Annotated in this window: 21 protein-coding genes; 11 read left to right on the forward strand and 10 right to left on the reverse strand. The window is 65.1% G+C overall.

Annotation, left to right across the window (positions count from 1 at the left end; translation table 11 throughout):
* Positions 1-96 precede the first annotated feature (96 nt).
* Positions 97-1494 carry a sigma-54-dependent transcriptional regulator gene (locus HBF25_RS08280; protein WP_166947399.1) on the reverse strand — a complete coding sequence of 466 codons (1398 nt, stop codon included), beginning with the start codon at positions 1492-1494 and terminating at the stop codon, positions 97-99.
* A gap of 67 nt (positions 1495-1561) precedes the next feature.
* A complete protein-coding gene (locus tag HBF25_RS08285) occupies positions 1562-3208 on the reverse strand; it encodes a sensor histidine kinase (RefSeq protein ID WP_166947400.1) in 1647 nt (548 codons plus the stop codon).
* A 285-nt stretch (positions 3209-3493) separates the two neighbouring features.
* Here HBF25_RS08285 and sucC point away from each other — a divergent pair, with 285 nt between their 5' ends.
* Together sucC and sucD are read left to right on the forward strand one after the other, a co-directional pair.
* A complete protein-coding gene (gene sucC / locus HBF25_RS08290) occupies positions 3494-4654 on the forward strand; it encodes an ADP-forming succinate--CoA ligase subunit beta (RefSeq protein WP_166947401.1) in 1161 nt (386 codons plus the stop codon).
* 14 nt (positions 4655-4668) lie between these two features.
* The gene (gene sucD, locus HBF25_RS08295) at positions 4669-5544 is read left to right on the forward strand and encodes a succinate--CoA ligase subunit alpha (protein WP_166947402.1); all 876 of its coding nucleotides are present in this window, start codon (positions 4669-4671) and stop codon (positions 5542-5544) included.
* Between the two features lie 325 nt (positions 5545-5869).
* Here sucD and HBF25_RS08300 read toward each other — a convergent pair whose 3' ends face one another.
* The 5 genes from HBF25_RS08300 to HBF25_RS08320 form a co-directional block, all read right to left on the reverse strand.
* Positions 5870-6967, reverse strand: a complete 1098-nt coding sequence (locus HBF25_RS08300) for a reprolysin-like metallopeptidase (RefSeq protein ID WP_166947403.1) — start codon at positions 6965-6967, stop codon at positions 5870-5872.
* Positions 6968-7085: 118 nt separating this feature from the next.
* Positions 7086-7838, reverse strand: a complete 753-nt coding sequence (locus HBF25_RS08305; RefSeq protein ID WP_166947404.1) for a L,D-transpeptidase family protein — start codon at positions 7836-7838, stop codon at positions 7086-7088.
* Between the two features lie 38 nt (positions 7839-7876).
* Complete coding sequence (locus tag HBF25_RS08310; protein WP_166947405.1) at positions 7877-8968, reverse strand: dipeptide epimerase; 1092 nt, start codon at positions 8966-8968, stop codon at positions 7877-7879.
* A 9-nt stretch (positions 8969-8977) separates the two neighbouring features.
* Positions 8978-10384, reverse strand: a complete 1407-nt coding sequence (locus HBF25_RS08315; protein WP_243853135.1) for a C40 family peptidase — start codon at positions 10382-10384, stop codon at positions 8978-8980.
* Positions 10385-10397: 13 nt separating this feature from the next.
* Positions 10398-11546 (reverse strand): DUF819 family protein, encoded by a 1149-nt coding sequence (locus tag HBF25_RS08320; protein WP_166947406.1) that lies wholly within the window; start codon positions 11544-11546, stop codon positions 10398-10400.
* A gap of 286 nt (positions 11547-11832) precedes the next feature.
* Here HBF25_RS08320 and HBF25_RS08325 point away from each other — a divergent pair, with 286 nt between their 5' ends.
* Entirely contained in the window at positions 11833-12468 is a 636-nt protein-coding gene (locus tag HBF25_RS08325) for a M15 family metallopeptidase (RefSeq protein ID WP_341778061.1), read from the forward strand.
* 56 nt (positions 12469-12524) lie between these two features.
* On the forward strand, positions 12525-14141 hold the full coding sequence (locus HBF25_RS08330) for an NAD+ synthase (RefSeq protein ID WP_166947408.1): 1617 nt from the start codon (positions 12525-12527) through the stop codon (positions 14139-14141).
* A gap of 269 nt (positions 14142-14410) precedes the next feature.
* On the opposite strand, the gene HBF25_RS08335 is transcribed toward HBF25_RS08330, so the two are convergent.
* Positions 14411-15238 (reverse strand): outer membrane protein assembly factor BamD, encoded by an 828-nt coding sequence (locus HBF25_RS08335; RefSeq protein ID WP_166947409.1) that lies wholly within the window; start codon positions 15236-15238, stop codon positions 14411-14413.
* Between the two features lie 69 nt (positions 15239-15307).
* Here HBF25_RS08335 and rluD point away from each other — a divergent pair, with 69 nt between their 5' ends.
* Both rluD and pgeF read left to right on the forward strand, forming a co-directional pair.
* On the forward strand, positions 15308-16282 hold the full coding sequence (gene rluD, locus HBF25_RS08340; RefSeq protein WP_166947410.1) for a 23S rRNA pseudouridine(1911/1915/1917) synthase RluD: 975 nt from the start codon (positions 15308-15310) through the stop codon (positions 16280-16282).
* Between the two features lie 4 nt (positions 16283-16286).
* Positions 16287-17030 (forward strand): peptidoglycan editing factor PgeF, encoded by a 744-nt coding sequence (pgeF, locus tag HBF25_RS08345; RefSeq protein WP_166947411.1) that lies wholly within the window; start codon positions 16287-16289, stop codon positions 17028-17030.
* 489 nt (positions 17031-17519) lie between these two features.
* Here the strand turns inward: pgeF and otsA are convergent, their stop codons facing one another.
* Both otsA and otsB read right to left on the reverse strand, forming a co-directional pair.
* Positions 17520-18956 carry an alpha,alpha-trehalose-phosphate synthase (UDP-forming) gene (gene otsA, locus HBF25_RS08350; RefSeq protein ID WP_166947412.1) on the reverse strand — a complete coding sequence of 479 codons (1437 nt, stop codon included), beginning with the start codon at positions 18954-18956 and terminating at the stop codon, positions 17520-17522.
* Positions 18953-19738 (reverse strand): trehalose-phosphatase, encoded by a 786-nt coding sequence (gene otsB, locus HBF25_RS08355; RefSeq protein WP_166947413.1) that lies wholly within the window; start codon positions 19736-19738, stop codon positions 18953-18955. Before otsB ends, otsA begins: the two co-directional genes overlap by 4 nt.
* A 176-nt stretch (positions 19739-19914) precedes the next feature.
* On the opposite strand from otsB, the gene clpB reads away from it, so the two are divergent.
* The 5 genes from clpB (at position 19915) to HBF25_RS08380 (ending at position 26086) form a co-directional block, all read left to right on the forward strand.
* Positions 19915-22497 (forward strand): ATP-dependent chaperone ClpB, encoded by a 2583-nt coding sequence (gene clpB, locus HBF25_RS08360; protein WP_208392489.1) that lies wholly within the window; start codon positions 19915-19917, stop codon positions 22495-22497.
* Between the two features lie 124 nt (positions 22498-22621).
* Complete coding sequence (locus HBF25_RS08365) at positions 22622-22918, forward strand: FmdB family zinc ribbon protein (protein ID WP_166947415.1); 297 nt, start codon at positions 22622-22624, stop codon at positions 22916-22918.
* Between the two features lie 98 nt (positions 22919-23016).
* A complete protein-coding gene (locus HBF25_RS08370) occupies positions 23017-23571 on the forward strand; it encodes a DUF3011 domain-containing protein (RefSeq protein WP_243853136.1) in 555 nt (184 codons plus the stop codon).
* A gap of 96 nt (positions 23572-23667) precedes the next feature.
* The gene (aspS, locus tag HBF25_RS08375) at positions 23668-25434 is read left to right on the forward strand and encodes an aspartate--tRNA ligase (protein WP_166947416.1); all 1767 of its coding nucleotides are present in this window, start codon (positions 23668-23670) and stop codon (positions 25432-25434) included.
* 16 nt (positions 25435-25450) lie between these two features.
* Positions 25451-26086 (forward strand): esterase/lipase family protein, encoded by a 636-nt coding sequence (locus tag HBF25_RS08380; protein WP_166947417.1) that lies wholly within the window; start codon positions 25451-25453, stop codon positions 26084-26086.
* Positions 26087-26157 lie beyond the last annotated feature (71 nt).

Raw genomic sequence — 26157 nt, forward strand, 5'->3', positions numbered from 1 at the left:
CGTCCGCGTGGCGTGGCCTTTCGTTGCGCGAAGGGTTCGTGCCAGGGTGCGCCAAAAGCGGTCGCGCGCGAGGCGCGCTCCTACAGGGGAGGGCGGTTAGTCGATGCCCAGCTTTTTCAGCTTGTAGCGGAGGGCCCGGAAGGTGATGCCGAGCTTTTTCGCCGTGGCGGTCTTGTTATAGCGGGACTCCTCAAGCGCCTTGACGATGGTGTCTCGCTCGATGTTGGAGATGTAGTCCTCCAGCGAGCCATCGGTGACGACGTTGAGCGGTGCGGGCGGCGCGGCCACGGGCGTGGTTTCGGCCGGTGCTGGCGCTGCCGGCGCCGGTACGGTGCGCTGGGGCAGCATCAGGTCGTCGGCTTCGATCGATTCGCCCTCGCACATCGCCATGGCGCGTTCGAGGATGTTTTCCAGCTCGCGCACATTGCCGGGGAACTGGTACGACTCCAGGGCGGCCAGCGCCTCGGGCCTCAGGCGGTTCGGCGTCGTGCCTGCCTCGTTGGCGAGCTGGCGCAGGATGAACTCGGCCAGCCTGGGCACGTCGCCGCGACGCTCGCGCAGCGGCGGCACGCGCAGTTCGATGACGTTGATGCGATAGAACAGGTCCTGGCGGAACAGTCCCTGCTCGACCAGTGCGGCGAGGTTTTTGTGCGTGGCCGACAGGATGCGTACGTCGACGGGAATCTCGTCGCGACCACCGATGGGGCGCACGGCCTTTTCCTGGATGGCGCGCAGCAGCTTCACCTGCATGTGCAGGGGCAGCTCGGCGACCTCGTCGAGGAACAGCGTGCCCCCCTGCGCAGCCTGGAACAGGCCTTCCTTGTCCACATGGGCACCGGTAAAGCTGCCCTTGCGGTGACCGAAGAACTCGCTCTCCATCAGCTCGGATGGAATGGCGCCGCAGTTCACCGGTACGAAGGTGCCGGCCGAACGCGGTCCCAGCTCATGGATCAGGCGGGCCACCAGCTCCTTGCCCACGCCGGATTCCCCGGCGATGTAGACCGGTGCCTGGTTGCGCGCCAGCTTGGCGATCTTCGAGCGCACTTCGGTCATGACCGCCGAGTCGCCGATCAGGCGGTCGGCACCCGGGGCCGCCTTGGGGGCGCCCGCTTCGGCCTTGCGCTCTTCGGAGAGCCGCAGCGCCGTGCGCACAAGCCTGCGCAACAGCTGGATATCGACCGGCTTGGAGACGAAGTCGAAGGCACCGGCCTTCAGCGCGTTGACCGCGGCATCGACGTTGCCATAGGCGGTGATCATCGCCACCGGCATGTCGGGATGGGTGGCCGCGATGAGCTCGATGATTTCCTGGCCACTGCCGTCAGGCAGCCGCATGTCGGTGAAACACAGGTCGTAGCGGCGCGCAGCCAGTGCGCTCCGCGCCTCGGCGACGCTTCCCACGGCGTCGACGTCGAGTTCCATCCGACCGAGGGTGATGGTCAGCAACTCGCGGATGTCCCGCTCGTCGTCGATGACCAGAACGGTCTGCTTGCTCATGGGGTCCGAAAGGTTCGGTGAAGGCGCCCAATGTAACCGCCCCGGCCGTTCAGGCAAAGGGCGAAAGTCACGCCCTGGCCGCCATCAGGGGCATGCCGACGCTGCGGGCCGGGGGTGTGAGGCTGAGGCGGAAGCAGCTTCCGCCGCCTGCGACGCGCACGTATTCGAGCGCGGCCTGGTTGGCTTCACTCATCTGCCGGGCCAGGTACAGGCCAAGCCCGGTGCCGTATTCGTGGGTGGTGAAGAAGGGTTCGAAAATCTGTGCGGCCACCTTCGGTGGGATGCCGGGACCCCGGTCGATGACCTCCAGCGTCGGCACGCCGGCCTCGGAGTGGCGGGCCACGACCATCACCCGCGCGGCCTCGCCGGGAATGCGACCGTAGCGCAGCGCGTTCTGCACCAGGTTCCAGATGACCTGTTGCAGGTGCTGCGGGTCGGCCACGGCGGCTACCGGCTCACTGCCCGACACGGCGCGCAGGATATCGTTGCCCAGGTCGTTGCCCTGGCGATACTCCGCCACGAAGTGATGCACCCACTTGCTGAGGTCCAGTGTCTCCGGGCGCGAACGCTCGCGGCGGGAAAGTTGCAGGATGTTCTCGATGATCTCGTTGAGCCGCGCGCAATGGTTGTTGATGATCTCGACCATGCGCAGGTCGGTGTCGTTCATGTCGGTGGACTCGGCCAGCAGTTGCGCCGAGTAGTGGATCGCCGCGAGGGGATTGCGGATTTCATGGGCGATCGATGCCGACAGCCGGCCCAGCGAGCTGAGCGTGAGTTCTTCCGCGCGACGCGACAGCAGCGAGGTGTCGTCGAGAAAGATCAGCACGTGGGAATCGTCGTTCGCGGCCAGGCGCGAGAAGCGGGGCACCACTTCCGGGGTGCCGTCCGCGAGCGTGGTGGCGCTTTCGTCCAGCTTGCCCGAGGTGCGCCAGTGGTAGAGCCGTCGTGACAGCTCAGGCGCCAGCGTGCCGAGGTCGCGCTGGTCGGCGGATGGATTGCCCATCAGCATCCAGGCCGATTCGTTGAGCTGGTGGATGCGGTTGCTCTCGTCGACCAGCAGCACGCCGGTCTTCATGCGGCGGATGATCAACTCGTTGACCTGGGCAAGGTTGGCCAGGTCGATGCCGCGTTGTTCGGCCAGGGCTTCCGAGGCGCGGATATTGCGGCCGAGCATGTAGCACAGCGAGGCGCAGGCGAAGTAGGCCGCGCCGAACAGGCCGTATTCCACCAGTTCGCGGTCGGAGGTGTCCCGGGAATCGGCGATGTCGAACACCGAGTGGCCCAGCATGCCCAGGGTGGCCAGCGCGGCGAAGAACATGGACAGGCGCAGGGGCAGCAGCAGGGCGCCCGTGGCGATGTTCACCGCCAGCATCATCGAGATGCCCATGCGCACGTCGTGCATGAGCACCAGGGCCATCAGGGCGGCCACGATGTCCAGGATCAGGCCCGTGGACACCACCAGCACGGGCCGATGCAGCGATTGCCGGGTGCGGGCGACCATGACCAGGGCCGCCAGCAGGTAGGCCATGCCCATCAGGCGGGCCAGCAGCGGATCGGGCAGGGAGGGCCATGCCATGTGCTCCGGGCGGAAGGCCAGGGCGGTGTACACCGCCGCCTGTCCGAGCCGGAAGTAGTTGAAAAAGAACAGTTCGTGGCGTGCCGTGGCCGGCGTCGTGCTGGATCGGCTGGGCGTCGGCGGCGCGGGCGTGGACACGGGACGATTCTCTCCGCAGGCGACTCCGAAAGGCCGCAGGTGACAACCAGTATAGGCGCCGGGAACCGCGCGGCAACACGCCCTGCGGCCGGTCCGGCCGGCCCCGGCCGGGCACCATGCGCGGGCGAATGCGGGTCGCGCCCCTTTCCTTCCGGGGCGCCATACAGGAAAATACGCGGCCGTATTGCGTGAAAAAGGCGCAATCGCTCCATCCCCACACCCGTGCGTGTCGTTCGCGGCCGCGCGCTTTTCTCACGTGTTTCTCCCGTTCGCTCGAGGTATCGAATGAATTTCCACGAGTACCAGGCCAAAGAACTGTTCGCGAAGTACGGCATCGCCGTGCCCCCGGGCAAGGTAGCCAACTCGCCCGACGCAGCCGTCGATGCCGCCAAGCACCTCGGCGGTTCCCAGTGGATGGTCAAGGCCCAGATCCACGCCGGTGGCCGTGGCAAGGCCGGTGGCGTCAAGTTCTGCCGCAGCCTGGATGACGTCCGTGCAGCCGCCAAGGGCATGCTCGGCACGAACATGGAAACCTACCAGTCGGCCGGCCGCGCGCTGCCCGTCAACCTGGTTCTGGTGACCGACGCGACCGACATCGCGAAGGAACTCTACCTCTCGATCCTCACCGATCGTGACACCAAGTCGATCTCGTTCATCGCCTCCAAGCACGGCGGCGTGGACATCGAGCAGGTGGCCGCCGAAACGCCGGAAGACATCCACACTTTCCAGGTGGATTTCGTCGAAGGCCTCCAGCCGTACCAGTGCCGCGATCTCGGGTTCAAGATGGACCTGAACCCGAAGCAGGTCGGCCAGCTCGTCAAGATCATGCTTGGCCTGTACAAGCTGTTCAATGAAAAGGATCTTGCGCTGGTCGAGCTCAACCCGCTCGCCATCCTCGAAGACGGCAACCTCGCCGCCCTCGACGGCAAGGTCAACTCCGACGACAACGCCGAGTTCCGTCACCCGGACCTCGCCGCCATGCGCGACCTCACGCAGGAAGACGCCGCCGAAGCGGCCGCCGTCCAGCACAACCTCAACTACGTCACCATGGACGGCACCATTGGTTGCATGGTGAACGGCGCTGGCCTGGCCATGGCCACCATGGACGTCATCAAGCTGGCAGGCGGCGAGCCGGCCAACTTCCTCGACGTCGGCGGCGGCGCCACCAAGGAGCGCGTCTCCGAGGCGTTCAAGCTCATTCTCTCGTCCGACAAGGTCAAGGCCATCCTGGTCAACATCTTCGGCGGCATCGTCCGTTGCGACCTCATCGCCGAGGGCATCATCGCGGCCGTGAAGGAAGTGGGTCTGCAGATCCCCGTGATCGTGCGCCTGCAGGGCACCAACGTCGAGAAGGGCCGCGAACTGCTGGCCAACTCGGGCCTGGCGATCACGCCGGCCGACGATCTCAACGATGCGGCCCGCAAGGCCGTGGCCGCAGCGGCCTGAGGAGCGATAAATCCATGAGCGTCCTGATCAACAAGAACACCAAGGTCCTCGTCCAGGGCTTTACCGGCCAGCAGGGTACCTTCCACGCCGAGCAGGCTGTCGACTACGGCACCAAGGTCGTCGGTGGCGTGACCCCGGGCAAGGGCGGTACCGAGCACATTGGCCTGCCGGTCTTCAACACCGTGCGTCACGCCGTCGACCAGACGGGCGCCGATGCCTCGGTCATCTTCGTGCCGCCTCCGTTCGCGGCTGACTCGATCCTCGAAGCCATCGACGGTGGCATCAAGGTCATCGTGGCCATCACCGAAGGCATTCCGGTGCTCGACATGATGCGCGTCAAGAACGTGCTGAAGTCGCACCCGGACGTCGTGCTCGTCGGTCCGAACTGCCCGGGCGTCATCACCCCGGGTGAGTGCAAGATCGGCATCATGCCAGGTCACATCCACAAGCCGGGCAAGGTCGGCATCGTTTCGCGTTCGGGCACCCTGACGTACGAAGCGGTCTTCCAGACCACGAACGAAGGCCTCGGCCAGTCCACCTGCATCGGCATCGGTGGCGACCCGATCAACGGCCTGAACTTCATCGACTGCCTGAAGCTCTTCCAGGACGATCCGCAGACCGAAGGCATCATCATGGTCGGCGAAATCGGTGGCAGCGCAGAAGAAGACGCCGCTGAGTTCATCAGCCAGTACGTCAAGAAGCCGGTCGTGTCGTTCATCGCCGGCGCCTCGGCCCCTCCGGGCAAGCGCATGGGCCATGCCGGTGCGATCATCTCGGGCGGCAAGGGCACGGCGGAAGCCAAGTTCGCCGCGCTGGAGAAGGCAGGCGTCACCACGGTGAAGTCGCCGGCCGACCTCGGCAAGACCCTCGCCGGTCTGATGAAGAAGTAAGAAGCATCGTTCCTTCCGGACCGATCAAAAGCCGCGACCCCCGGGTCGCGGCTTTTTTATGTGCAAACGCGCACCCCGCCCTGTAGGAGCGCGCCTGCGCGCGACCGGTCATGAAACGTATGCCCCGGTTCCACGGATAGGTTTACCGCGCCGCCGGTCGCGCGCAAGGCGCGATCCTACAATGGCGAGGCTCCCGAACCTTGCACTATGCCCTGTAGGAGCGCGCCTGCGCGCGACCGGTCATGAAACGTATGCCCCGGTTCCACGGATAGGTTTACCGCGCCGCCGGTCGCGCGCAAGGCGCGCTCCTACAGTGGTGGGGTGCTTAGTTGATGATGGCGGGGCCGCGGTCGGCGTGACCGGTGGATCGTGGTCCCTCGACGATATAGGCCCTCATCCGACGCATGTTTTCGTCCGAATAGGTATAGCAGTTGGCACGGAACGCGGAGGCGGCCGGGTACATGTTGCTTTCGCAGTACCAGGCCCAACGGAAGCCCAGCTTCGCGTTGTCATGGGTGGCGCCGAACAAATGCCCCAGTTCGTGGGCCACGATCCGGTAGCGCCCGGTGATGGCGGACAACGCGGCGTTGCCTTCCTGCCAGGCGATACCTGTGACACCGGGCTGCGGATCCAGCAGGGTTACCAGCATGAATTTGTTGAGATGCGTGTCGTCGAAGTCGATGTCTTCGGCCTCTGCCCATGATTGCGCGATATGGGTCCAGTCCTGTAGTGCTCTCGAATGCATGTAAGGAATGTTCGTGATGCCTTCGACGAAAGCGTGATAGCTGACATCGAATCGCACGAAAGGCAACGCGGAGCCGATGGCATCGCTGAGCCACCACGCGACGTAGCCTGCATGAATCTGCGCGGGCGTCATGTAGTCCTTGATATCGTCATGGACGAAGATATTGAGCTTTACCGACCGGGATACCACGCCTTCTGGCAGCCCTTCGGAGCGCCTGGAGCGTTGCAGGGGCGCGCCGCCCGGAGTGCCACCACCGGCATCGGGAATGACGATGTTTTCGACCCGGGATTCGCCAGCCGAATATCCCGCCACGTGCATGCCGTCCTCCTGCGGCTGGCTGATGTCGATGTGCCCGTTCCTGCGGGTGAGAACAACGGGGCTATCGCTATACGTGCCCCGGAAGAGACGCCCCTGGGATTCATCGGGGAAGCCGATGGAAACGGGAAGTTCGGCGTCGATCGTCAATGCGGCGGACGCTTCCGTGGCGAGATCACGCTTTTCGCGTTCACGTTCCACCGGAAGGTCGAGCGTGAAAGGCAGGCCCGATGCCACGCCGAGGTCGAACGCCGCGACGACATCTTCCGTGCGCAAGGTGGCGCCATGGGCCCAGTTGGAAAAACTCATGCCTGCCATGAGCACCGCGGCCAGTGCCGGTATTTTCTTCGCCATGATCGTCACGCGTTGCTCCATCGTCCTGTTGGAAGCCCTTCACTCTAGAGCGAGGTGCGTGTCCGTGAATGCGTGTTTTACAGGCAAGGCGGCAGGACGACAGAAATATCGGCGCAGCCCGTGGCGCTCAGGGTGGCGGAAGCTTCCAGGCATCGCGAAGGCGCATGTACTCTGCCCTGGGAAGCAGGACGAAGACGGGATTTGCCTTCGGATCGAGCCATGCGAGCAGGCGCTCCATCGTTGCGTCCGTCATCGCCGTACAGCCGGCGGTGGTCGAGTCGGAAGCGCGCCAGAGATGGGCGAAGATGCAGCTGCCACCGCCCGGACGATTTTCAGGATTGTTCTCGATGACAAAGCCCAGCCGGTACAAGTGGTCGCCATTCAGATGAAGATCACGGCGCATCGGTTCGGTCGATCCTGCGACCGCCGCTTTGCCGACCGTATCTGCGTCCACGAGCTGGTTGTAGTAAGGCGACCCATCGACATCCACGCAGTAATCCGTAGCGGTGAGGCCTGTATACGGCATCGCAGTGCGTTGCGAAGCCGCATAGCCGAAGGCCTTGCCGATATGGAACACGCCGGCCGGGCTACGGTTGTCTCCCTCGTGCTTTTGGGGGCCGTCCTGTGGCAATGGATGAAGGCCGGTTCCCCACGCGCTTCCGTTCTTGCCGATCACGACATCCGCTGCCGGGCCTTCCTCCTTCCACGAGGACCCGTGGCGGACATAGGTGCGCAGCGTGCCATGGTTGGCCTGCCAGCCGTCGGTAGTCACCACGATCATCTGCCGGGCGTCGGCCCAGTTATGTGGCGCTCCGGTCGGCAGCACGGCAGAAGACCACGCGAACACGGCGACGTAGGACAGCAGGACGGCTATGCGCATGATGATTCCTGGTGAAACCCATGGCGACATGGGTAGTGTCAGAGCGGTTCAAGACCCTGGATGCCTCGTATTCCCAGTCCGGGCTCATCCGCGATACTGATCTGCGCAGCGTCGAAGAGAGTGCTGCTGTCCACCGGATCGAAAGCGCATAGCGCTGGCACATCGAGGTCGATCTTCGTGATGACGTCGGCCCTGGCTGTCGCCACATGAGCGGCAGCAGCAACACCGATACCCGATTCGAGCATGCAACCCATCATGCATTCCATGCCGTGTTCGCCGGCGATGTCGGCGATGCGAAGCGCAGCAGAGATGCCACCGGCTTTCATCAGCTTGATGTTCACGATGTCGGCGGCCCGCATGCGGATCAGCTCCAGCACGTCCCTGGGGCCGAAAACGCTCTCGTCCGCCATGACCGGCGTATGCACACGCTCCGTGATGTAGCGCATGCCTTCCAGGTCGTGTGCTTTCACCGGCTGTTCGAGTAGCTCCGGGTGGATGCCCTTGTTTTCCAGCGCATGCAGCACGCGCACCGCATCCCTTGCCTTCCAGCCCTGGTTGGCGTCCAGCCGCAGCGTTGCGCGGCCCTGTACGGCGTCGTGGATAGCCCGGATGCGGTCGAGATCCGTGCCGATCTCCTTGCCGACCTTGATCTTCAGCGAGGGGAAGCCGTTTTCAACGGCCGCGAGTGCATCGGCAACCATCTTGTCGATGCCATCGACGCTGATGGTGATATCGGTGGTCATTACAACGGGGCTGCCGCCCAGGAGCCGGTAAAGCGGCGCGTCATGCAACTGCCCCCATAGATCGTGCACGGCCATCTCCAGTGCAGCCTTTGCACTGGTGTTGTGCGCCATCGCCTGCTGGATGCTTCGTGTGATCCGGTTGAGATCGGCGATGTCCATGCCGATCAGTCGCGGGCCGATATGGTGCCGTATGGCGTCGATGATCGACGCATGGGTGTCGCCGGTGATTACGGCGGTGGCAGGCGCGCTGCCGTAGCCCGTACGACCGTCATCGGTATGCACGGTGACCACGACGTCTTCGACATGATCGACCTGGCGCAAGGCCGTCTTGAAGGGCGTCTTCAAAGGAGCGCGGAGCATGCCGAGGCGGATATCGGTGATCTTCATGGTGAGCCGTCAGTGCGCTGCCGGCCGGATGCGCACGATGCTTGTCATGCGGTCGACGAAGCTCTGGGTATCGTTGAACATCAAGGGCAGCAGCGGTGTCACAGCAACTTCATTCAACGTGATGCCGCGCATGGTTCCATCGGCCTGCCGGTAGGCGATGCCGCCGACGTCGTGGATCACATAGGGCTCGCCGTTGATCCGGCCGATCACCATCATGACGTGGCCGGGGATATAGACCAGGTCGCCGACGTCCAGTGCGGCGATGGCCTTGCTTCGCGCCTCACGGGAATCCTTGTCGGTATACACAGTGTGGTCCAGGCCGGGGCTGATGCTCTGGTCCCCGGTATTGCGGGGCATCTGCACACCCATGCTGCGATAGACATCGGAAACGAACCCGCTGCAATCGCGACCATTGAAGGCATGGCCCCAGCCGTAACGCTCGCCGAGGAAGCGGAAAGCCTGGCGCACGATGTTGGCGCGGGTCAGCGGGAGATAATCCGGCGCCGAGTCTTCGTTGCGTTGAAGCAGCGCGGGGTGAAACGACAGCGAACCATCGGCGGCGCGTACAGGAAGGCTGAGCACCCAGGATGTGTAGGGGCTCTGGCCGTTCACAGGCTGGTCGGCCGGTGCCTTCGTATCCAGCGGAACACGCGTACCCATGTCGAGCTGAAGCTCGGACAGGGCGGGCATGTCGGGCGTGTAAACCGTGCGTGGCTTGGCGCCGGTCACTATGCGGTATGGGGTGGCGTCTGCATGGGCAAAGACGTCGGTCGACGTTCCCGTCGCGGTATCCGCGGCGTGCACCCAGGCTGCATAACGGGGGCTCACCACGAAATGCCATAGTCCGTCGCGACTGGTATGCACGATGACGAGCGGATCTCCTGGAAAGAGCGCGCTTTCCTGGAAGCGATCGATATCCGTGTCGTCAGGGTGGCTGAAGACACGAAGGTCGGTAGGGTAGCCCCGCAGTGCCGTGCGTCGTATCGCCATGCCATAGCGAGGCGTTGTGGTTTCGGGGATGTGGTCCAGCGCCGCGTTGGCGAGGATGTCATCGATAGCGCTGGCCGTGACAGGCTTGCCGACGCTGTCGAACAACGGTTTGTCCGGGCGCTTCGTGAGCTTTGCTATCCAGCCGCTCACGGTTGCCCGCGGCAGCGTGGGCGACAGATGCCGGATGTCGTGCATGGAAGGGTCGAGCCGGACGATGCGTTCGTTCAAGGCGGCAATGGCCGTGCTATCCAGGATGACATCGTCCGGACGGCCCAGTGTGCCGATCCAGAAACCCGGTGTCAGTTGGGCCTCACCGATGCCGGGAACGCCCGAGGGCGGTATGGCGGCATCGGTTGCATAGGCAGGCAGGGCGCCTGCGACGGCGAGTGCAACGGCAAATAGTGTGCGACGCATGATGAGATTCATGTCCCGATCCCTGTCACGAGGCCAGTGACGAAAGCACGGAGGCGACGACGAGGCCAAAGCCCGTGCCAAGGATATATCCCAGCAAGGCCAGCAGGATGCCCACCGGTACCAGCGAGCGCGAATAAGTGGCGGCAAGTACCGGCGTTGCTGCCACGCCGCCGATGTGGGCCAGTGACGAGATGCCGCAAAGATACAGGTCGAAATGGAACAATCGCGCGAAGAGGCACAGCAGGATCGCGTGAAGCACGATGACCGTGACGCCGCAAAGGAGATAAAGCGGCGCGGCAGCGATGCCGGCAAAACTGCTTTGCGAGGCGAGCACCGCCACGACGGAAATAAGCAAGGCGCTTGAGATCGCTTGCGCGCCAGGAAGCCGGGTCAGCGGCGTATGTGCGGCCACCAGGCCGGCAATCGTAGCGATGAGAATGGTCCATGTCGTGGCCGAAATCATGCTGCCGACAGGCAACCGTGCGCCCATCAGCGAAGACAGCGCGGCCACCCCCAGGGCCAGTCCCAGCCACAGCAGCACGCTATCCCCTGTGGCGGGTGCGCGCGGTGCGGTATCGGCTACCACGAGGCCTGCGCTGGACGTGGCACGCGTCCAGCGGTTGAAGGCGGGGGCCAGTCGCGCCACGGCAAACAGCACCACCACCCACATCGAATAACACAGCGCATCGGTGAGCAGGGTCGTGGCAAGCGCAGCATCGGACATGCCAATGGCCTGCTTTACCGCAATCATGTTTGCCGTGCCGCCGACCCAGCTCCCGGACAGCGATGCCAGCGGCATCCAGCCATCGCCTGGCATCCAGTGGCGGAACAGCAGGTACGCGGTAACGAAGGCGATGAACAGGCTTACCGATGTGCATGCGAAGACACCGAGCACGCGCGGACCCAGCGCGAAGATCGCCCGCAGGTCGCAGTTGATCATCAGCAGGAAGAGCAGGGCGGGCACCAGTCGTGCGACCAGCATGTCCTGCGCGCCATGTATCTCGGGCGACGTGCTCCATAGCCCGGCGACGGACAGCGCGGTGACGGTGAGATAGGTGAGCACGATGGGCGGAAGGACGTTGAACACCTTCCAGCCGTAGCGACGTTCGATGGCGGGCCAGAAGCCCGCTGCGAGCAGCATGACGGCCAGATAAGGCCATACCGACTGGATCACGCGCCCCTCCCGGGATGTGGCCACGCCCCCAGCATACCCCCTCCGGCCCCGACTGTAGGAGCGCGCCTCGCGCGCGACCGCCACGCATCTATCGCACCCGTCCCACGACACCCCATCCCGCCACATTGCCGACAAGAAACGAATGACGTAGCGTCCCCGGCACGCCTCCGGCTGCACAGGCCCACCGATGCGCTTCGCAGACACATTCCCGGTTTCGCCGCACACGGCCACGAAACACGTGCACCTCATCGGTGCCGCATGCCTTTTCCTGACAGCTAGCCTTCCGGTGGCGGCCCATTCGCCAACCGATGCGCCAGATGCCGGCCTCACCGATATCCGCACCCTCGTCCCCGATATCGCCGAAGACATCCGCTACGCAGGCAGCGACAATTTCACCGGTGCAGTGATCGATGGCTACCGTGCACCCAAATGCCTCCTTCGTACCGCCGCGGCGAAGGCGCTGGCTTCGGCGGAAGCGGACCTGCGCCGCCAGGGCTACCGCCTGAAACTCTGGGACTGCTATCGCCCCGCACGGGCGGTGGCGGCTTTCGTGCGCTGGGCAGGTGAGCCCGAGGACGGTCGCACGAAGGCAGCGCACTACCCGGCACTCGACAAGCGCCAGCTGCTCGGCGAATACATCGCGCCGGTATCGGGTCACAGCAAGGGCGCCACGATGGACCTGACCCTCATGCGCTGCGAGGCCGGCCACTGCACGCCGCTGGACATGGGTACGCCGTTCGACTTCTTCGATCCGCGTGCACATACCGATGCCCCGGGCATCACGCCGGCACAGCGGGCCAACCGGCAACGGCTGCTGCGGGCGATGTCGGCTCATGGCTTCGTGAACTACGCCGCGGAATGGTGGCATTACACCCTGCCGGCGGCGGCCTCGCAGGCTGCCATGGACGTACCGGTGGAATAGTCCCGGGGCGCGACGGGAGTATCATGGCGCGATCCCCGAGACCGTACGGATTCTCCATGTCCACCCTTCGTTTCGCCCTGGCCCAGTACGATTTCCCGGTCGGCGCCACCGCCGGCAACGCACTGAAGGTCAAGGCCCTGGCCGAGGAGGCACGCGATCGCCTCGGCGCCTCGCTGGTCGCCTTTCCCGAACTCACCCTGTCCGGCTATCCGCCCGAAGACCTGCTCCAGCGCCCCAGCTTCCTCGAAGCCTGCACGCGCGAGCTGCAAACCCTGGCGCCGGGCATCAACGGCATATCAGCCGTCGTCGGCCACCCGGACACACGGGGTGAGGTGTTCAACGCCGCCTCGCTCATCCGCGAAGGCAAGGTCGAATGGACGTATCACAAGCAGGCGCTGCCCAATTACACGGTGTTCGACGAGAAGCGCTACTTCCGTCATGGCGAAGCGACCCGTGTCTTCACCATCGAAGGCGTGCGCGTGGGCATGCTGGTGTGCGAAGACATCTGGGAGGCCGAGCCGGCCGCTCATGCGGCGCAGGCCGGTGCCGAGCTGATCCTGGTCATCAACGCATCGCCCTACGATCATCGCCAGGCCGCAACCCGCGAGGCGCTGCTGCGCCAGCGTGCCACCGACAACGGTGTGGCCATTGCCTACGTGAACCTCGTGGGCGGCCAGGACGACCTGCTTTTCGACGGACATTCGCTGCTGGTGCAGCCCGATGGCGAGATCGTCGCGCGGGCGCCGTCGTTTGAGGAAATGCTGCTCACCGTCGAATACGACAGCGACACGCGCCGCCTCACGGCCGTCGACTGGCCGGCCACGGATACGCGCGACGCCGAAGCCATCATGTATGCCGGCCTCGTCCGTGGCGTGCGCGACTACGTGGGCAAGAACCACTTTTCCGGCGTGCTCCTGGGCCTGTCGGGCGGTATCGACTCCGCCTTGACCCTCGCCATCGCGGTCGATGCGCTGGGCAAGGACAAGGTCACGGCGGTGATGATGCCCACCGAATACACCTCCGACCTGTCGCTGCGCGAGGCCAAGGCCCAGGCGGAGCACCTGGGTGTCGAATACCACGTGCTGCCGATCGAAGGCATCTATGAGGCGTTCACCGGCGCGCTGGCTCCGGTATTTGCCGGTCGCGACCCGGACATCACGGAGGAAAACCTGCAATCGCGCACGCGCGGCGTGCTGCTGATGGCCATGTCGAACAAGACCGGCCGCCTGCTGCTGTCCACCGGCAACAAGAGCGAGATGGCGGTGGGCTACGCCACGCTCTACGGCGACATGTGCGGCGCCTATGCGCCGCTGAAGGATCTCTACAAGACCGTGGTCTACCGCCTGTCGCGCTGGCGCGCGGCCATCGACGGCGCCATTCCCGAGGTGGTGATCGATCGTCCGCCGTCGGCCGAGCTGCGTCACGACCAGGTGGACCAGGATTCCCTGCCGCCCTATGACGAGCTCGATGCCATCCTCGAGATGTTCATCGAGGGCGAGGCCTCGGCCGAGGACATCATCGCGGCCGGTTACGACGATGCCACCGTGCGCCGGGTCATCCGCATGGTCTTCGTCAACGAGTTCAAGCGCCGCCAGGCGGCTCCGGGACCGCGCGTCACCACCAAGGCCTTCGGCCGCGAACGGCGCTACCCAATCACCTCAGGCTGGCGCTGACCCGGTCGCGCGCCGACGCGCTTCTGCAAGGGCTTTGGGGCGACCTTCCCCGCCTGCCGTCGTTCCAGCGAACGCTGGAACCCAGCGCGGGGCAGTGGGTTGTCGCGAGGGAATTACCTACGCCAAAGCCGATACAGCGGCCCTTGCCATGCTGGGAAACCGAGGCGCTGGGTTCCTGTTTTCACAGGAACGACGAGCGGGAGGTTGTCGTTCCATCGATGATTTTGCAGTGAGCATAAAAAAGCCGGCTTTCGCCGGCTTTTTTTGGATCAATGGTGACCCGAGAACGGGATCGCCTTGCGCCACGTCGAAGGGTGGTGCGGCCAGGTCGGATCGGTGAGATACGGGTGGTCCGGGTAGTTCAGGGCCAGCACCGAGCGGGTCTGGTCGGCCAGCGGCTTGCGATCGAGCGCGAGGTAGCTGCGGGTGAGGATCGCCAGGGCGTCGGCCGTTTCCGGCGACTGCTGGTAGTGCTCGATCACGTACTGCGAGCGGTTGGCCGAGGCGATGTACGACTTGGTCCGCAGGTAGTACTCGGCCACGTTGATCTCGAAGCGGGCCAGCTGGTTGCGCAGGAAGATCATGCGCTGGCGGGCGTCCGTGGCGTACGAGCTGTTCGGATAACGGCGGGTCAGCTGGCTGAAATCGTCGAAGGCCGTGAGGTTGTAGCCCTGGTCGCGACGGGTCGCGGCGCTCTCCCCGCGCTGGAAATAGCGCTCGATGAAGCCGCTCGTGCGATCAAAATTGATCAGACCCCGCAGATAGTAGGCATAATCTGCATGCTTATGGGTCGGAAACGTCTTGATGAAGCGGTTGATCGTCGAGTACGCGTCGTCCGGCTTGTTGTCCTTGTACTGCGCGTAGGCGAGCTCAATCTGAGACTGCTCGTTGATGTCACCAGACGGGAAGCGGGCGATCAGGCGCTGGTAGGCCTTGGTCGCGGCGGCGTAGTCAGAGTGCTCTAGCGAATCGTGGGCAGTGGCGTACAGCCGGTCGACCGGCATGGTGTCGATCGTTTCCTTCTTGCTGCGGAACATCGAGCAGGCGCTCATCGACAGGGCGAGGACGAGCAAAATGATGATCTTGGTTGCACGCATTGAGAGAGTTCGGATGCTTGAGCGAATGGGCATGATAGCCGAAACCGGCCCCCGGCCGGGTGAGGGCCTATGAGGACGTTACGACACGAAGCCACGGTGCCCCTGACGGCGGCCGGACGGCGTTTCGACCAGTCACTGGCCGAGATGTTCCCCGATTATTCCCGATCCAGGCTCACGGCGTGGGTCAAGGAGGGCAAAGTGTTGCTGGACGGGGCCCCCGTGGCTCCCCGGCACCTGCTGCGGGGCGGCGAAACGGTGGTGCTGGAGGCCGAGCTGGCCCCCGAGGTAGACGCCCAGCCGGAGGACATCGCCCTGAACATCGTCCATGAGGACGATGACCTGATGGTGGTCGACAAGCCCGTGGGGCTGGTGGTCCACCCCGGTGCCGGCAATCCGGCGGGCACCATGCTGAACGCGCTGCTGCACCATGCGCCGAGCCTGGCCGAACTGCCCCGAGCGGGCATCGTCCATCGTCTGGACAAGGACACCGCCGGCCTCATGGTGGTGGCCAAGTCCATCGCGGCGCAGACGGCGCTGGTGGGCATGCTGTCTCGCCATGACGTCCATCGGCAGTACGAGGCCGTGGTGCTGGGCACGATGGTGGCCGGCGGCACGGTGGACGAGGCTATCGGCCGCCACCAGCACGATCGCCTGAAGCAGGGCGTTCGCGATGTGGAAATGGGCGGCAAGGAAGCGGTCACGCACTACAGGGTCCGTGAGCGTTTTCGTGCCCATAGCGTCATCCAGTGCAATCTGGAGACCGGGCGTACCCACCAGATCCGCGTCCACATGGCCCATATCGGCCATCCGCTGGTGGGCGACCAGCTCTACGGCAACGGCCTGCGCCTTCCGCGTGGCGCCAGCCAGGAACTGATCGACGCCCTGCGTGGCTTCCGCCGCCAGGCACTGCACGCCGAGAAGCTGGCCTTCGAGCACCCGATCACCGGTGAATACCTGGAGTTCAACTCGCCCCGTCCGGCCGACCAGGAGGAACTGATCGAGGCCCTGCGTGCCGATACGGTGCTGAACCCCATCGAGGACTGACAGCGTGCCCCACGAGTGGATCGTCCCGCACTGGAACGCGCCCGCGAGCGTGGGCGCGGCCGTTTCGACGCGGCTGGGGCCCGGGATGTCCGAGGCGCCTTACGACCGGCTCAACCTGGGCCTGCGTTCAGGCGACGAGCCGTCCACGGTGCTGGCCAACCGGTCGGCACTGAGGGATGCCCTGGCATTGCCATCGGATCCGCTGTGGCTGCGCCAGGTCCATGGCACCGCCGTGGCGGAAGGCGATGGCGGCGGCTTCGAACCGGAGGCCGATGCCGCCGTGGCTCGTGGTCCGGGCCGCGTGCTGGCGATTCTCACGGCAGACTGTCTGCCTGCCCTGTTCGTTTCCGCTGACGGGCAGACGATCGGTGCAGCCCACGCGGGCTGGCGTGGGCTGGCGGCCGGTGTGCTGGAGCGCACCGTGGAGCAGATGGGCGGCACGGATATCCAGGCCTGGCTGGGGCCGGCTATCGGGCAGGCTTCGTTCGAAGTCGGCGAGGAAGTGAGGGCTGCCTTCGTGGATACCGATGCCCGCGCGTCCTCAGCCTTCGTGGCGAACCGGCCGGGACACTGGCTCTGCGATATCTATCAACTGGCGCGACTGAGGCTTTCCTCGGTCGGCGTCAGACATGTGTCGGGGGGCGGTTTCGATACCCGCACGGACGACAGGCTTTATTCGTATCGTCGCGACGGCGCAAAAAGCGGCCGGTTCGCCTCCCTGATCTGGACAAACCCTTCGTCGCGTTGATGACCCAGCCCGTCGTTCCTGTGCAAACAGGTACCCAGCGCCCCGGTTTGCCGGCAGGGGGAGGACGCTTCAACGGTTTTACGTAGGGTATTTCGTCGCGACAGCCGATTGCATCGCGCTAGGTTCCAGCTTTCGCTGGAACGACGGCTTCGGGTGGGATTGCCGCCACCTGCCCACCCGTCGTTCCTGTGAAAACAGGAACCCAGCGCCCCGGTTCACCGACAGGGTGAGGGCGCTTTAACGGTTTTACGTAGGGTATGTCGTCGCGACACCCGATTGCATCGCGCTAGGTTCCAGCTTTCGCTGGAACGACGGCTTCGGGTGGGATTGCCGTCACCTGCCTACCCGTCAGCTTCGGGTGGGATTGCCGCCACCTGCCTACCCGTGGGCTGAGGTTGGGATTACCGCCACCTGCCTGTCCGTCGTTCCTGTGAAAACAGGAACCCAGCGCTCCGGTTCACCAGTACAGCGAGAGCGCCCCATCGGCTTTCAATGCGCGGCCGGCCCTCCGGGCGGTGACATGACCGGTGAGGGCACGTAGATCTCCGGCTTCACCTTGGGCGGCTCCATCAAGGCATGCAGAAACGCATTGCGCCATGCGGTGATGTCATTGCGCTCCAGCACGTCCATCATCGACTGCCAGCGCATCCGGCGTTCCTTCAGCGGCATGTCCAGCGCACGATGCAAGGCGTCCGATACCTCATCCAGGTCGGAAGGGTTCACCAGCAGCGCGGCGTCCAGCTCCTGCGCGGCACCGGCAAAACGCGACAGCACGAGCACGCCGGGATCTTGCGGATCCTGGCAGGCCACGTATTCCTTGGCGACCAGGTTCATGCCATCGCGCAGCGGCGTGACCAGCCCCACCTTGGCGACACGGAAATACCCCGCCAGCACCTTATGGGCGAACGACTTGTTGACGTAGCGGATCGGTGCCCAGTCCGGCTCGGCATACTGGCCGTTGATATGGCCCGCACTGCGTTCCAGCTCCCGGCGAAGTGAACGGTATTCGGGTACGTCGGAGCGCGACGGCGGCGCAATCTGCAACAACGACACACGACCGCGCATGTCCTTGTGATCGCGCAGCAGGCGCGCGAAGCCTTCGAACCGCTCCGGAAGCCCCTTCGAATAATCCAGCCGGTCCACACCGATGATCAGCGATCGATCATCGAGCGACGCCTTCAGCTTCGACACCGCGCCACTGTCCTCCGCACGATGCGCCAGCTCTACCGCCTCGGCCGTATCGATGCTGATGGGAAAGACACCGGCACGGAAAATCCGCCCGTTCGCTGCACGGATACGGCCGCCGGTGCGCATCGCAGCACCGAGTTCGTGCAGGAAATAATCCTCGAGCGCACGCAGGTCACGCTGCGTGTGCAGGCCGACAAGATCGTACGACGCCAGCGATTCGAGCAGTTCGCGATGGCGCGGCAGCGTAATAAGCAACCCCGCCGCCGGAAGCGGCGTATGCAGGAAGAAACCGATGCGGTTCTCCACCCCCAGCTCGCGCAGCATCGCTGCCAGCGGAATCAGGTGGTAATCGTGCACCCAGACGATGTCGTCCTTCTTCAGCAGCTTCGCCACGCGCTTGGCGAAGATGCGATTGACCCTCAGGTAGCCCTCGAGGTGATCGCGGCGATAGTCCACCAGGTCGCCGCGATAATGGAACAGGGGCCACAGGGCGCGGTTGGCGAAGCCACTGTAGTAGTCGTCATGATCCGCCTTGGACATGTCGATGGTGGCATAGCTGATGTGGCCATCCTCGACTTCGTGCAATTCCTTGCCGGTTTCGGCAGCGAGGTTGCCGCTCCAGCCGAACCACAGGCCGCCCATTTCCTGCAGGGCGGCATTCATCGCGGAGGCCAGGCCGCCGGTTTGCGTCTGCTTGGGCAGCGCCACGCGATTCGATATGACGACTAGTCGGCTCATCTTGCGGTTGCGGCTCCTCGCTTCAGTCGTTTGTTCACGTCATCCAGCCAATCCTGAACATCGGCCGGGCTAGACAATGTGAACGTCGCGCATGACGGTGTGCGGTCACCCACGCGTATCGCATGGCCTGCGCGCGCCAGGACGACGGCAAACGCGTGTTCGTCGGTGAGGTCGTCGCCCAGGTAGATGGGCGTGCGTCCGCGAAAAGGCGGTTCATCGAGGAAGGCGGCCACGGCCACGCCCTTGTCCATGCCCCGCGGCTTGAACTCATAGACATGGCTACCTGGTTGCAGTTCGAAGCCGGGAAAGGCCGCGACCAGCACGGGAGCCCTGCGTCGTAGTTCGTCTTCGTACCCGGGGTGCTCGCGGCAATGCAGCGCCACCGACCAGCTCTTGTCCTCGACCCGTACCCCGGGCAACTCGCGGGCCATGGCATGCGCCGCCGCGCGCAGTTTCGCCAGTTCGTCACGATCCACGGGCATGGTGCGGGTGTGGCCGGAAACATTGCGCCGTTCCAGTCCGTGCTGGCCGGCAGCGGCCCAGCGGGGGCGATCAAAGATGCGATCCAGGCCGTCGATGGCCCGGCCGCTGACCAGCGCGAGGGCGCCGCCGAGGGTATCGTGCAAGGCGTCCAGCGTCGCCATGAGGCCGGTGGCCGGGGCCACCTTGTCGGGATCGTCGGCGAAGGCAAGCAAGGTGCCGTCGGCGTCCAGGAACAGGGCGCAGTCGGGGGCGAGCAGGTCGAGCGGTGGGCGGGGCAGGATGTCGCGGGAGGCTGTCACGGGGACTCCGGGGCGAGGCAACCGGTCGAGGATGCCTGTACGGACGTGAAAAAAGCGCTGCCAAAGACACCCCGTGCACCGTTGAAGCCGCAGGATCTCACCCGCATCTGTGACGGCAGAGGCGGTCGCGGGGGAGGGCCCCGGGGCACGCCAGAACCTTTGGGAGAAACCATACGATGCGAATGGACAGACTTACCTCGCGTTTCCAGCAGGCGCTGGCCGACGCGCAGTCGCTGGCCGTGGGCCGCGACAACAACATGCTCGAACCGGTGCATGTCATGGCGGCCCTGCTCGACCAGCAGGGGGGCTCGACCGGCCCGTTGCTCACGCAGGCCCAGGTGAACGTGCCGGCCTTCCGCCAGCGCGTGGGCGAGATCCTGGAACGGCTGCCGCGCGTGAGCGGGCAGGAAGGCAACATCAATATCGGCAACGACCTGAGCCGCGTGCTCAATCTCACCGACAAGCTGGCCCAGCAGCGCGGCGACCAGTTCATCGCCAGTGAGCTGTTCGTGCTGGCGGCGCTGGAAGACCGCAGCGAACTGGGCGGTGCGCTGAAAGCCGCCGGTGCCACGAAGGAGCGCCTGGAGGCCGCCATCGACAAGCTGCGCGGCGGCGAAAAGGTGCAGTCGGAAAATGCCGAGGAACAGCGCCAGGCCCTGGAGAAATACACCATCGACCTCACCGAGCGCGCCGAGAGCGGCAAGCTCGATCCGGTGATCGGGCGCGACGAGGAAATCCGCCGCACGATCCAGGTGCTTCAGCGTCGTACCAAGAACAATCCGGTGCTGATCGGCGAGCCGGGCGTGGGCAAGACCGCCATCGTCGAAGGCCTTGCACAGCGCATCGTCAATGGCGAAGTGCCCGAAGGGCTACGCGACAAGCGCGTGCTGTCGCTCGACATGGGCGCGCTCATCGCGGGTGCGAAGTTCCGTGGCGAGTTCGAGGAGCGCCTGAAGGGCGTGCTGAACGACCTGTCCAAGCAGGAAGGTCGCGTGATCCTCTTCATCGACGAGCTGCACACGATGGTCGGCGCCGGCAAGGCCGACGGTGCGATGGATGCCGGCAACATGCTGAAGCCTGCGCTGGCGCGTGGCGAACTGCATTGCATCGGCGCCACTACGCTCGACGAGTACCGCAAGTACGTCGAAAAGGACGCGGCACTGGAACGACGCTTCCAGAAAGTGTTCGTCGGTGAGCCCAGCGTGGAAGACACCATTGCGATCCTGCGTGGTCTCAAGGAACGCTATGCGGTGCATCACGGGGTGGAGATCACCGATCCGGCCATCGTCGCCGCGGCCACGCTTTCCTCACGCTATATCCCGGACCGCCAGCTGCCCGACAAGGCCATCGACCTGATGGACGAAGCGGCTTCGCGCATCCGCATGGAAATCGATTCCAAGCCGGAAGAACTCGATCGCCTGGAGCGTCGTCTTATCCAACTCAAGATCCAGCGCGAGATGCTGAAGAAAGAGCAGGACGACGAATCGAAGCAGCGCCTGGCCACGCTGGAAAACGATATCGACAAGCTGGATCGCGAGTTCTCCGACCTCAACGAGGTGTGGAAGTCCGAAAAGGCCACCCTGCAAGGCGCCACCAAGATCAAGGAGCAGATCGAACAGGCCCGCCTGGAACTGGAAGGCGCGCAGCGTCGCCAGGATTACGGTGCGATGAGCGAGATCCAGTACGGCCGGCTGCCCGCGCTGGAAACCCAGCTCGCTGCCGCACAGAAGGCAGAAAAGCAGGACTTCACGCTATTACAGGATCGCGTCACCGCCGAGGAGATCGCCGAGGTGGTAGCCCGCTGGACGGGCATCCCCGTGGCGAAGATGCTCGAAGGCGAGCGCGAAAAACTACTGCACATGGAAGATGCGCTGCATGATCGCGTCGTCGGCCAGGAAGAAGCCGTGCGTGCGGTATCCGATGCGATCCGTCGTGCGCGCGCGGGTCTGTCCGATCCGAACCGGCCGTATGGTTCGTTCCTGTTCCTGGGCCCCACGGGCGTGGGCAAGACGGAACTGTGCAAGGCGCTGGCGGATTTTCTCTTCGACACGCAGGACGCCATGGTCCGCATCGACATGAGCGAGTTCATGGAGAAGCACTCCGTGAGCCGCCTCGTGGGCGCACCTCCCGGTTACGTGGGTTATGAAGAGGGCGGCTACCTCACCGAAGCGGTGCGTCGTCGTCCGTACAGCGTGATCCTGCTCGACGAGGTGGAGAAGGCGCATCCGGATGTGTTCAACATCCTGTTGCAGGTGCTGGACGATGGTCGCCTCACGGACGGCCAGGGCCGCACGGTGGACTTCCGCAACACGGTCATCGTGATGACGTCGAACCTCGGCTCCAACCTCATCCAGGAGCAGGCCGGCGACAGCGAAGCCGACTACATGCAGATGAAGGCCTCGGTGCTGGGCGTGGTGCAGGCGCATTTCCGCCCGGAGTTCATCAACCGTCTCGACGACCTCGTGGTGTTCCGTCCGCTGGACAAGAAGCAGATCCGCTCCATCGCGCGCATCCAGCTGGAATACCTGGGCAAGCGGCTGGCTGATCGCCAGCTGGGCCTGGATGTCTCCGACGCGGCGCTCGACCTGCTGGGCAGTGCCGGCTTCGATCCGGTATACGGCGCGCGGCCGCTCAAGCGTGCGATCCAGCAGCAGCTGGAAAACCCGCTGGCCCAGCGCATCCTGCGCGGCGAGTTCTCACCCGGCCAGACGGTCCGGGTGGATTCGGACGGCAACCACCTCCGTTTCGAGGCGGCGTGACCCACCCTGTAGGAGCGCGCCTGCGCGCGACCGGTAAAACCGGAATGCCCGGCAAACCCCGTTCGCGCGCAAGGCGCGCTCCTACAGGCCATAATGCGCGGCTGAGATAGCCGGAAATCCTTTCATGCCCATCTACGAATTCCAGTGCCAGGCCTGCGGCCACCGCTTCGAGCGCCTGCAGAAGATGTCCGACGCCGACCCGTCCAACTGCCCGCAATGCGGCGAGCCACGGGTGGGCCGCATGCTCAGCGCGCCGCAGTTCCGGCTGGCCGGTGGCGGCTGGTATGAGACCGATTTCAAGAAAGACGGCGACAAGAAGCGCAATCTCGTCGAAGGATCTTCCGGCGCACCGGCGGCCGGCAGTGCCCCAGCGGCGCCAGCCAGCACCAGCAGCACCCCGTCGGGCGGCTCCGACGCCTGACGGCGCAATGTTGGCGCAAGAAATCGTTCAATCCGCGTTGCAAATTCCTGCGCTAGCGTACGTCCCAAGATCCATCTGAACGACGATAGGAGTGGGGTATGCGCGCTGTACTGGGTGGCCTTGCCGTGGTGGCGATGGCGTTGACGATGAGTGCGGTGTCCCTTCCGGCGCATGCACAGCGCTACGGCGGGACCATCGATTGCGGCAGCAGCGACAACCGTCCGGGCCGCTGCCCGGTACCGTGGCGTGACGCCCGGCTGATCCGCCAGGACTCGAACTCTCCCTGCATCCGCGACCGCACCTGGGGCGTGGATCGCGACGGCATCTGGGTGGACCGCGGCTGCCGCGGCATCTTTGCCGACGCTGGCGGTGGCTGGGGTGGTGGTCGTCCGGGCTGGGGCGGCGACCGTCCGCCTCCGCCGCCTCCGGGCTGGGGCGACCGTCCCTCCTGGGGTGGTCCGCAGCAGACCATCGACTGCGGCAGCAGCAACGGTCGCTGGGGGCATTGCAACATCGACACCCGTGGCCGCGTGCGTCTGGTGCGCCAGAACTCCGATTCGCCCTGTGACGAAGGCCGTACCTGGGGCGTGGATGGCAGCGGTATCTGGGTCGACAAGGGCTGTCGGGGCATCTTCTCCGTAGGCGGTCGCTGAGCCCGGCAAGGGTAGGGAAGACCCCGGATCGTGCTACGATCCGGGGTCTTTTCCCATGCCACAGACCGCTTTCGCGGTAGCCGGAGCTTCAAGCGCATGCGCACCCATTTTTGCGGCCTCATCGACGAGTCGCTGATCGGCCAGGACGTCACCCTCTGCGGTTGGGTGAACACCATCCGCCTGCAGAGCCACACGGCCTTCGTCGATCTGCGTGACCACCACGGCATCGCCCAGGTCGTCATCGAACGTGAGAATGCGGATGCCTTCGCGGTTGCCGGCGAGCTGGGTTACGAATACGTGGTGAAGGTCACCGGCCAGATCCGCAAGCGCCTGTCGGTGAACGACAAGCTCAAGACCGGCACCGTCGAGCTGGTGGCCGAAAAGGTCGAAATCCTCAATGCCGCGCGCGACCTGCCGTTCGCGCTGCACGAGACGCCCAACGAGGACATGCGGATGACCTACCGCTACCTCGACCTGCGTCGCCCCGAAATGCAGCACATGATGCGCACGCGTACATCGCTGGTCCGCGCCCTGCGCCGGTACCTCGACGATGCCGGCTTCCAGGACATCGAGACCCCGATCCTCACCAAGGCCACGCCGGAAGGCGCGCGCGATTACCTCGTGCCCAGCCGCGTGCACCCGGGCCAGTTCTACGCGCTGCCGCAGTCGCCGCAGCTGTTCAAGCAGATCCTGATGATGGCGGGCTTCGACCGCTACTACCAGATCGCCCGTTGCTTCCGCGACGAAGATCTCCGCGCCGACCGCCAGCCGGAGTTCACCCAGCTCGACCTCGAGTTCGCCTTCGTCGAAGAGCGTGACGTGCAGGACTTCGTGGAAGACCTGATCCGCCACGTGTTCCGCGAGGTGCGTGGCGTGGAGCTGGACGCCAGCTTCCCCCGCATGACCTACGCGGAGGCCATGCGCCGCTTTGGTTCCGACAAGCCCGACCTGCGCAATCCGCTGGAACTGGTCGACATTGCCGACGCGGTGAAGCACATCGAATTCAAGGTGTTCGCCGAACCGGCGAACGATCCCGCCGGTCGCGTCGTCGCACTGCGCGTGCCGGGTGGCGCCGCGCTCTCCCGCAAGGAGATCGACGGCATGGCGGAATTCGCCGCCAGGTACGGCGCCAAGGGCCTCGCCTGGCTGAAGGTCGACGACCTGGCCAAGGGCCGCGAGGGCATCAATTCGCCGGTAGCCAAGTTCCTCGACGATCCCGCGCTGGAGCAGGTACTGAAGCTCTCCGGTGCCGCCGACGGCGACATCGTGTTCTTCGGCGCAGGCCGCTGGAAGACGGTCACCGACTTCATGGGCGCCGTGCGCCTGAAGGTCGGCCGTGATCGCGACCTGGTGGAAAACACCTGGAAGCCGCTGTGGGTCACCGATTTCCCGATGTTCGAGTACGACGACGAAGAGCAGCGCTACGTGGCGCTGCACCACCCGTTCACGGCACCCAAGGTCGACGACATCGCCGACCTGCGCACGAATGCCGCCGTCGCGGTGAGCCGTGGCTACGACATGGTGCTCAACGGCAACGAGATCGGTGGCGGCTCCATCCGTATCCATCGTCCGGAAATGCAGAGCGCCGTGTTCGAACTGCTGGGCATCGGTGCGGAAGAGGCCGAGGGCAAGTTCGGCTTCCTGCTCAAGGCCCTGCGCATGGGCGCGCCGCCCCACGGCGGCCTGGCCTTCGGCATCGACCGCATCGCCGCCCTCATGGCCGGCACCGAGTCGATCCGCGACGTCATCGCCTTCCCGAAGACCACCAGCGCGCAGGATCTGATGACCGACGCGCCGTCGCCGGTTTCCGAGCCACAGCTGAAGGAGCTCCACGTCCGCGTGGCGGCGGAGGCCAAGGCCTGATCCGGGCCAGCCGCCGATGAGCACCCCGCCTGACGATGTCCTGCTTCTCCATGGTCTGTGGATGCGGGGCTTCGCCATGGCGATGCTCCACCGGCGGCTTAAGGACGACGGTTTTCGCGTCCACCAGTTCGAATACATGAGCGTCGCCGCGCCGCCCGAACAGGCCATCGCGCGGCTGCGCAAGCGCATCCGCGCCCTGGCACCGGCGCCAGTCCACGTGGTGGGGCACAGCCTCGGCGGCATCCTGGCCCTGCTGGCCTGCCGTGAAGACGACCTGCCCACCGGCCGCATCGTCTGCCTGGGTTCTCCACTCAACGGCAGCGGCGCGGCCCGCGGCCTCACGCATCGTTGGGGCGGCGACATGCTCCTGGGTCGCTCCCGCGAGTTGCTGGAACACGGCCTGGACCACTGGGATGGCGGCCGCGAGGTCGGCATGATCGCCGGCCGGCAGCCCATGGGCCTGGGCGCTTTCGTAGGGGAGCTGGGCGACGAGCACGACGGCACCGTTGGCGTGGCGGAAACCCGCCTGCCGGGCCTGGCCGATCACTGCGTGCTGGAAACCAGCCACACGGGCATGCTCGTTTCGGCCGACGTCGCCCGCCAGGTAGCCTTTTTCCTCCGCGCCGGCCATTTCGAGCCCCACCCCCCGTAGGAGCGCGCCCCGCGCGCGACCGCCCAGGCGCCGGTCACCCATTCCCTTGTAGGAGCGCGCCTTGCGCGCGA

Origin of the sequence: Luteibacter anthropi (assembly GCF_011759365.1) — a bacterium.
Lineage (GTDB): Bacteria > Pseudomonadota > Gammaproteobacteria > Xanthomonadales > Rhodanobacteraceae > Luteibacter > Luteibacter anthropi.

Excerpts from the sequence above, each read along its gene's own strand:
- HBF25_RS08280 (WP_166947399.1), bottom strand. The coding sequence starts at position 1,494 with ATGAGCAAGCAGACCGTTCTGGTCATCGACGACGAGCGGGACATCCGC.
- sucC (WP_166947401.1), top strand. The coding sequence starts at position 3,494 with ATGAATTTCCACGAGTACCAGGCCAAAGAACTGTTCGCGAAGTACGGC.
- sucD (WP_166947402.1), top strand. The coding sequence starts at position 4,669 with ATGAGCGTCCTGATCAACAAGAACACCAAGGTCCTCGTCCAGGGCTTT.
- HBF25_RS08305 (WP_166947404.1), bottom strand. The coding sequence starts at position 7,838 with ATGCGCATAGCCGTCCTGCTGTCCTACGTCGCCGTGTTCGCGTGGTCT.
- HBF25_RS08310 (WP_166947405.1), bottom strand. The coding sequence starts at position 8,968 with ATGAAGATCACCGATATCCGCCTCGGCATGCTCCGCGCTCCTTTGAAG.
- HBF25_RS08315 (WP_243853135.1), bottom strand. The coding sequence starts at position 10,384 with ATGAATCTCATCATGCGTCGCACACTATTTGCCGTTGCACTCGCCGTC.
- HBF25_RS08330 (WP_166947408.1), top strand. The coding sequence starts at position 12,525 with ATGTCCACCCTTCGTTTCGCCCTGGCCCAGTACGATTTCCCGGTCGGC.
- HBF25_RS08335 (WP_166947409.1), bottom strand. The coding sequence starts at position 15,238 with ATGCGTGCAACCAAGATCATCATTTTGCTCGTCCTCGCCCTGTCGATG.
- rluD (WP_166947410.1), top strand. The coding sequence starts at position 15,308 with ATGAGGACGTTACGACACGAAGCCACGGTGCCCCTGACGGCGGCCGGA.
- otsA (WP_166947412.1), bottom strand. The coding sequence starts at position 18,956 with ATGAGCCGACTAGTCGTCATATCGAATCGCGTGGCGCTGCCCAAGCAG.
- clpB (WP_208392489.1), top strand. The coding sequence starts at position 19,915 with ATGCGAATGGACAGACTTACCTCGCGTTTCCAGCAGGCGCTGGCCGAC.
- HBF25_RS08365 (WP_166947415.1), top strand. The coding sequence starts at position 22,622 with ATGCCCATCTACGAATTCCAGTGCCAGGCCTGCGGCCACCGCTTCGAG.
- HBF25_RS08370 (WP_243853136.1), top strand. The coding sequence starts at position 23,017 with ATGCGCGCTGTACTGGGTGGCCTTGCCGTGGTGGCGATGGCGTTGACG.
- aspS (WP_166947416.1), top strand. The coding sequence starts at position 23,668 with ATGCGCACCCATTTTTGCGGCCTCATCGACGAGTCGCTGATCGGCCAG.
- HBF25_RS08380 (WP_166947417.1), top strand. The coding sequence starts at position 25,451 with ATGAGCACCCCGCCTGACGATGTCCTGCTTCTCCATGGTCTGTGGATG.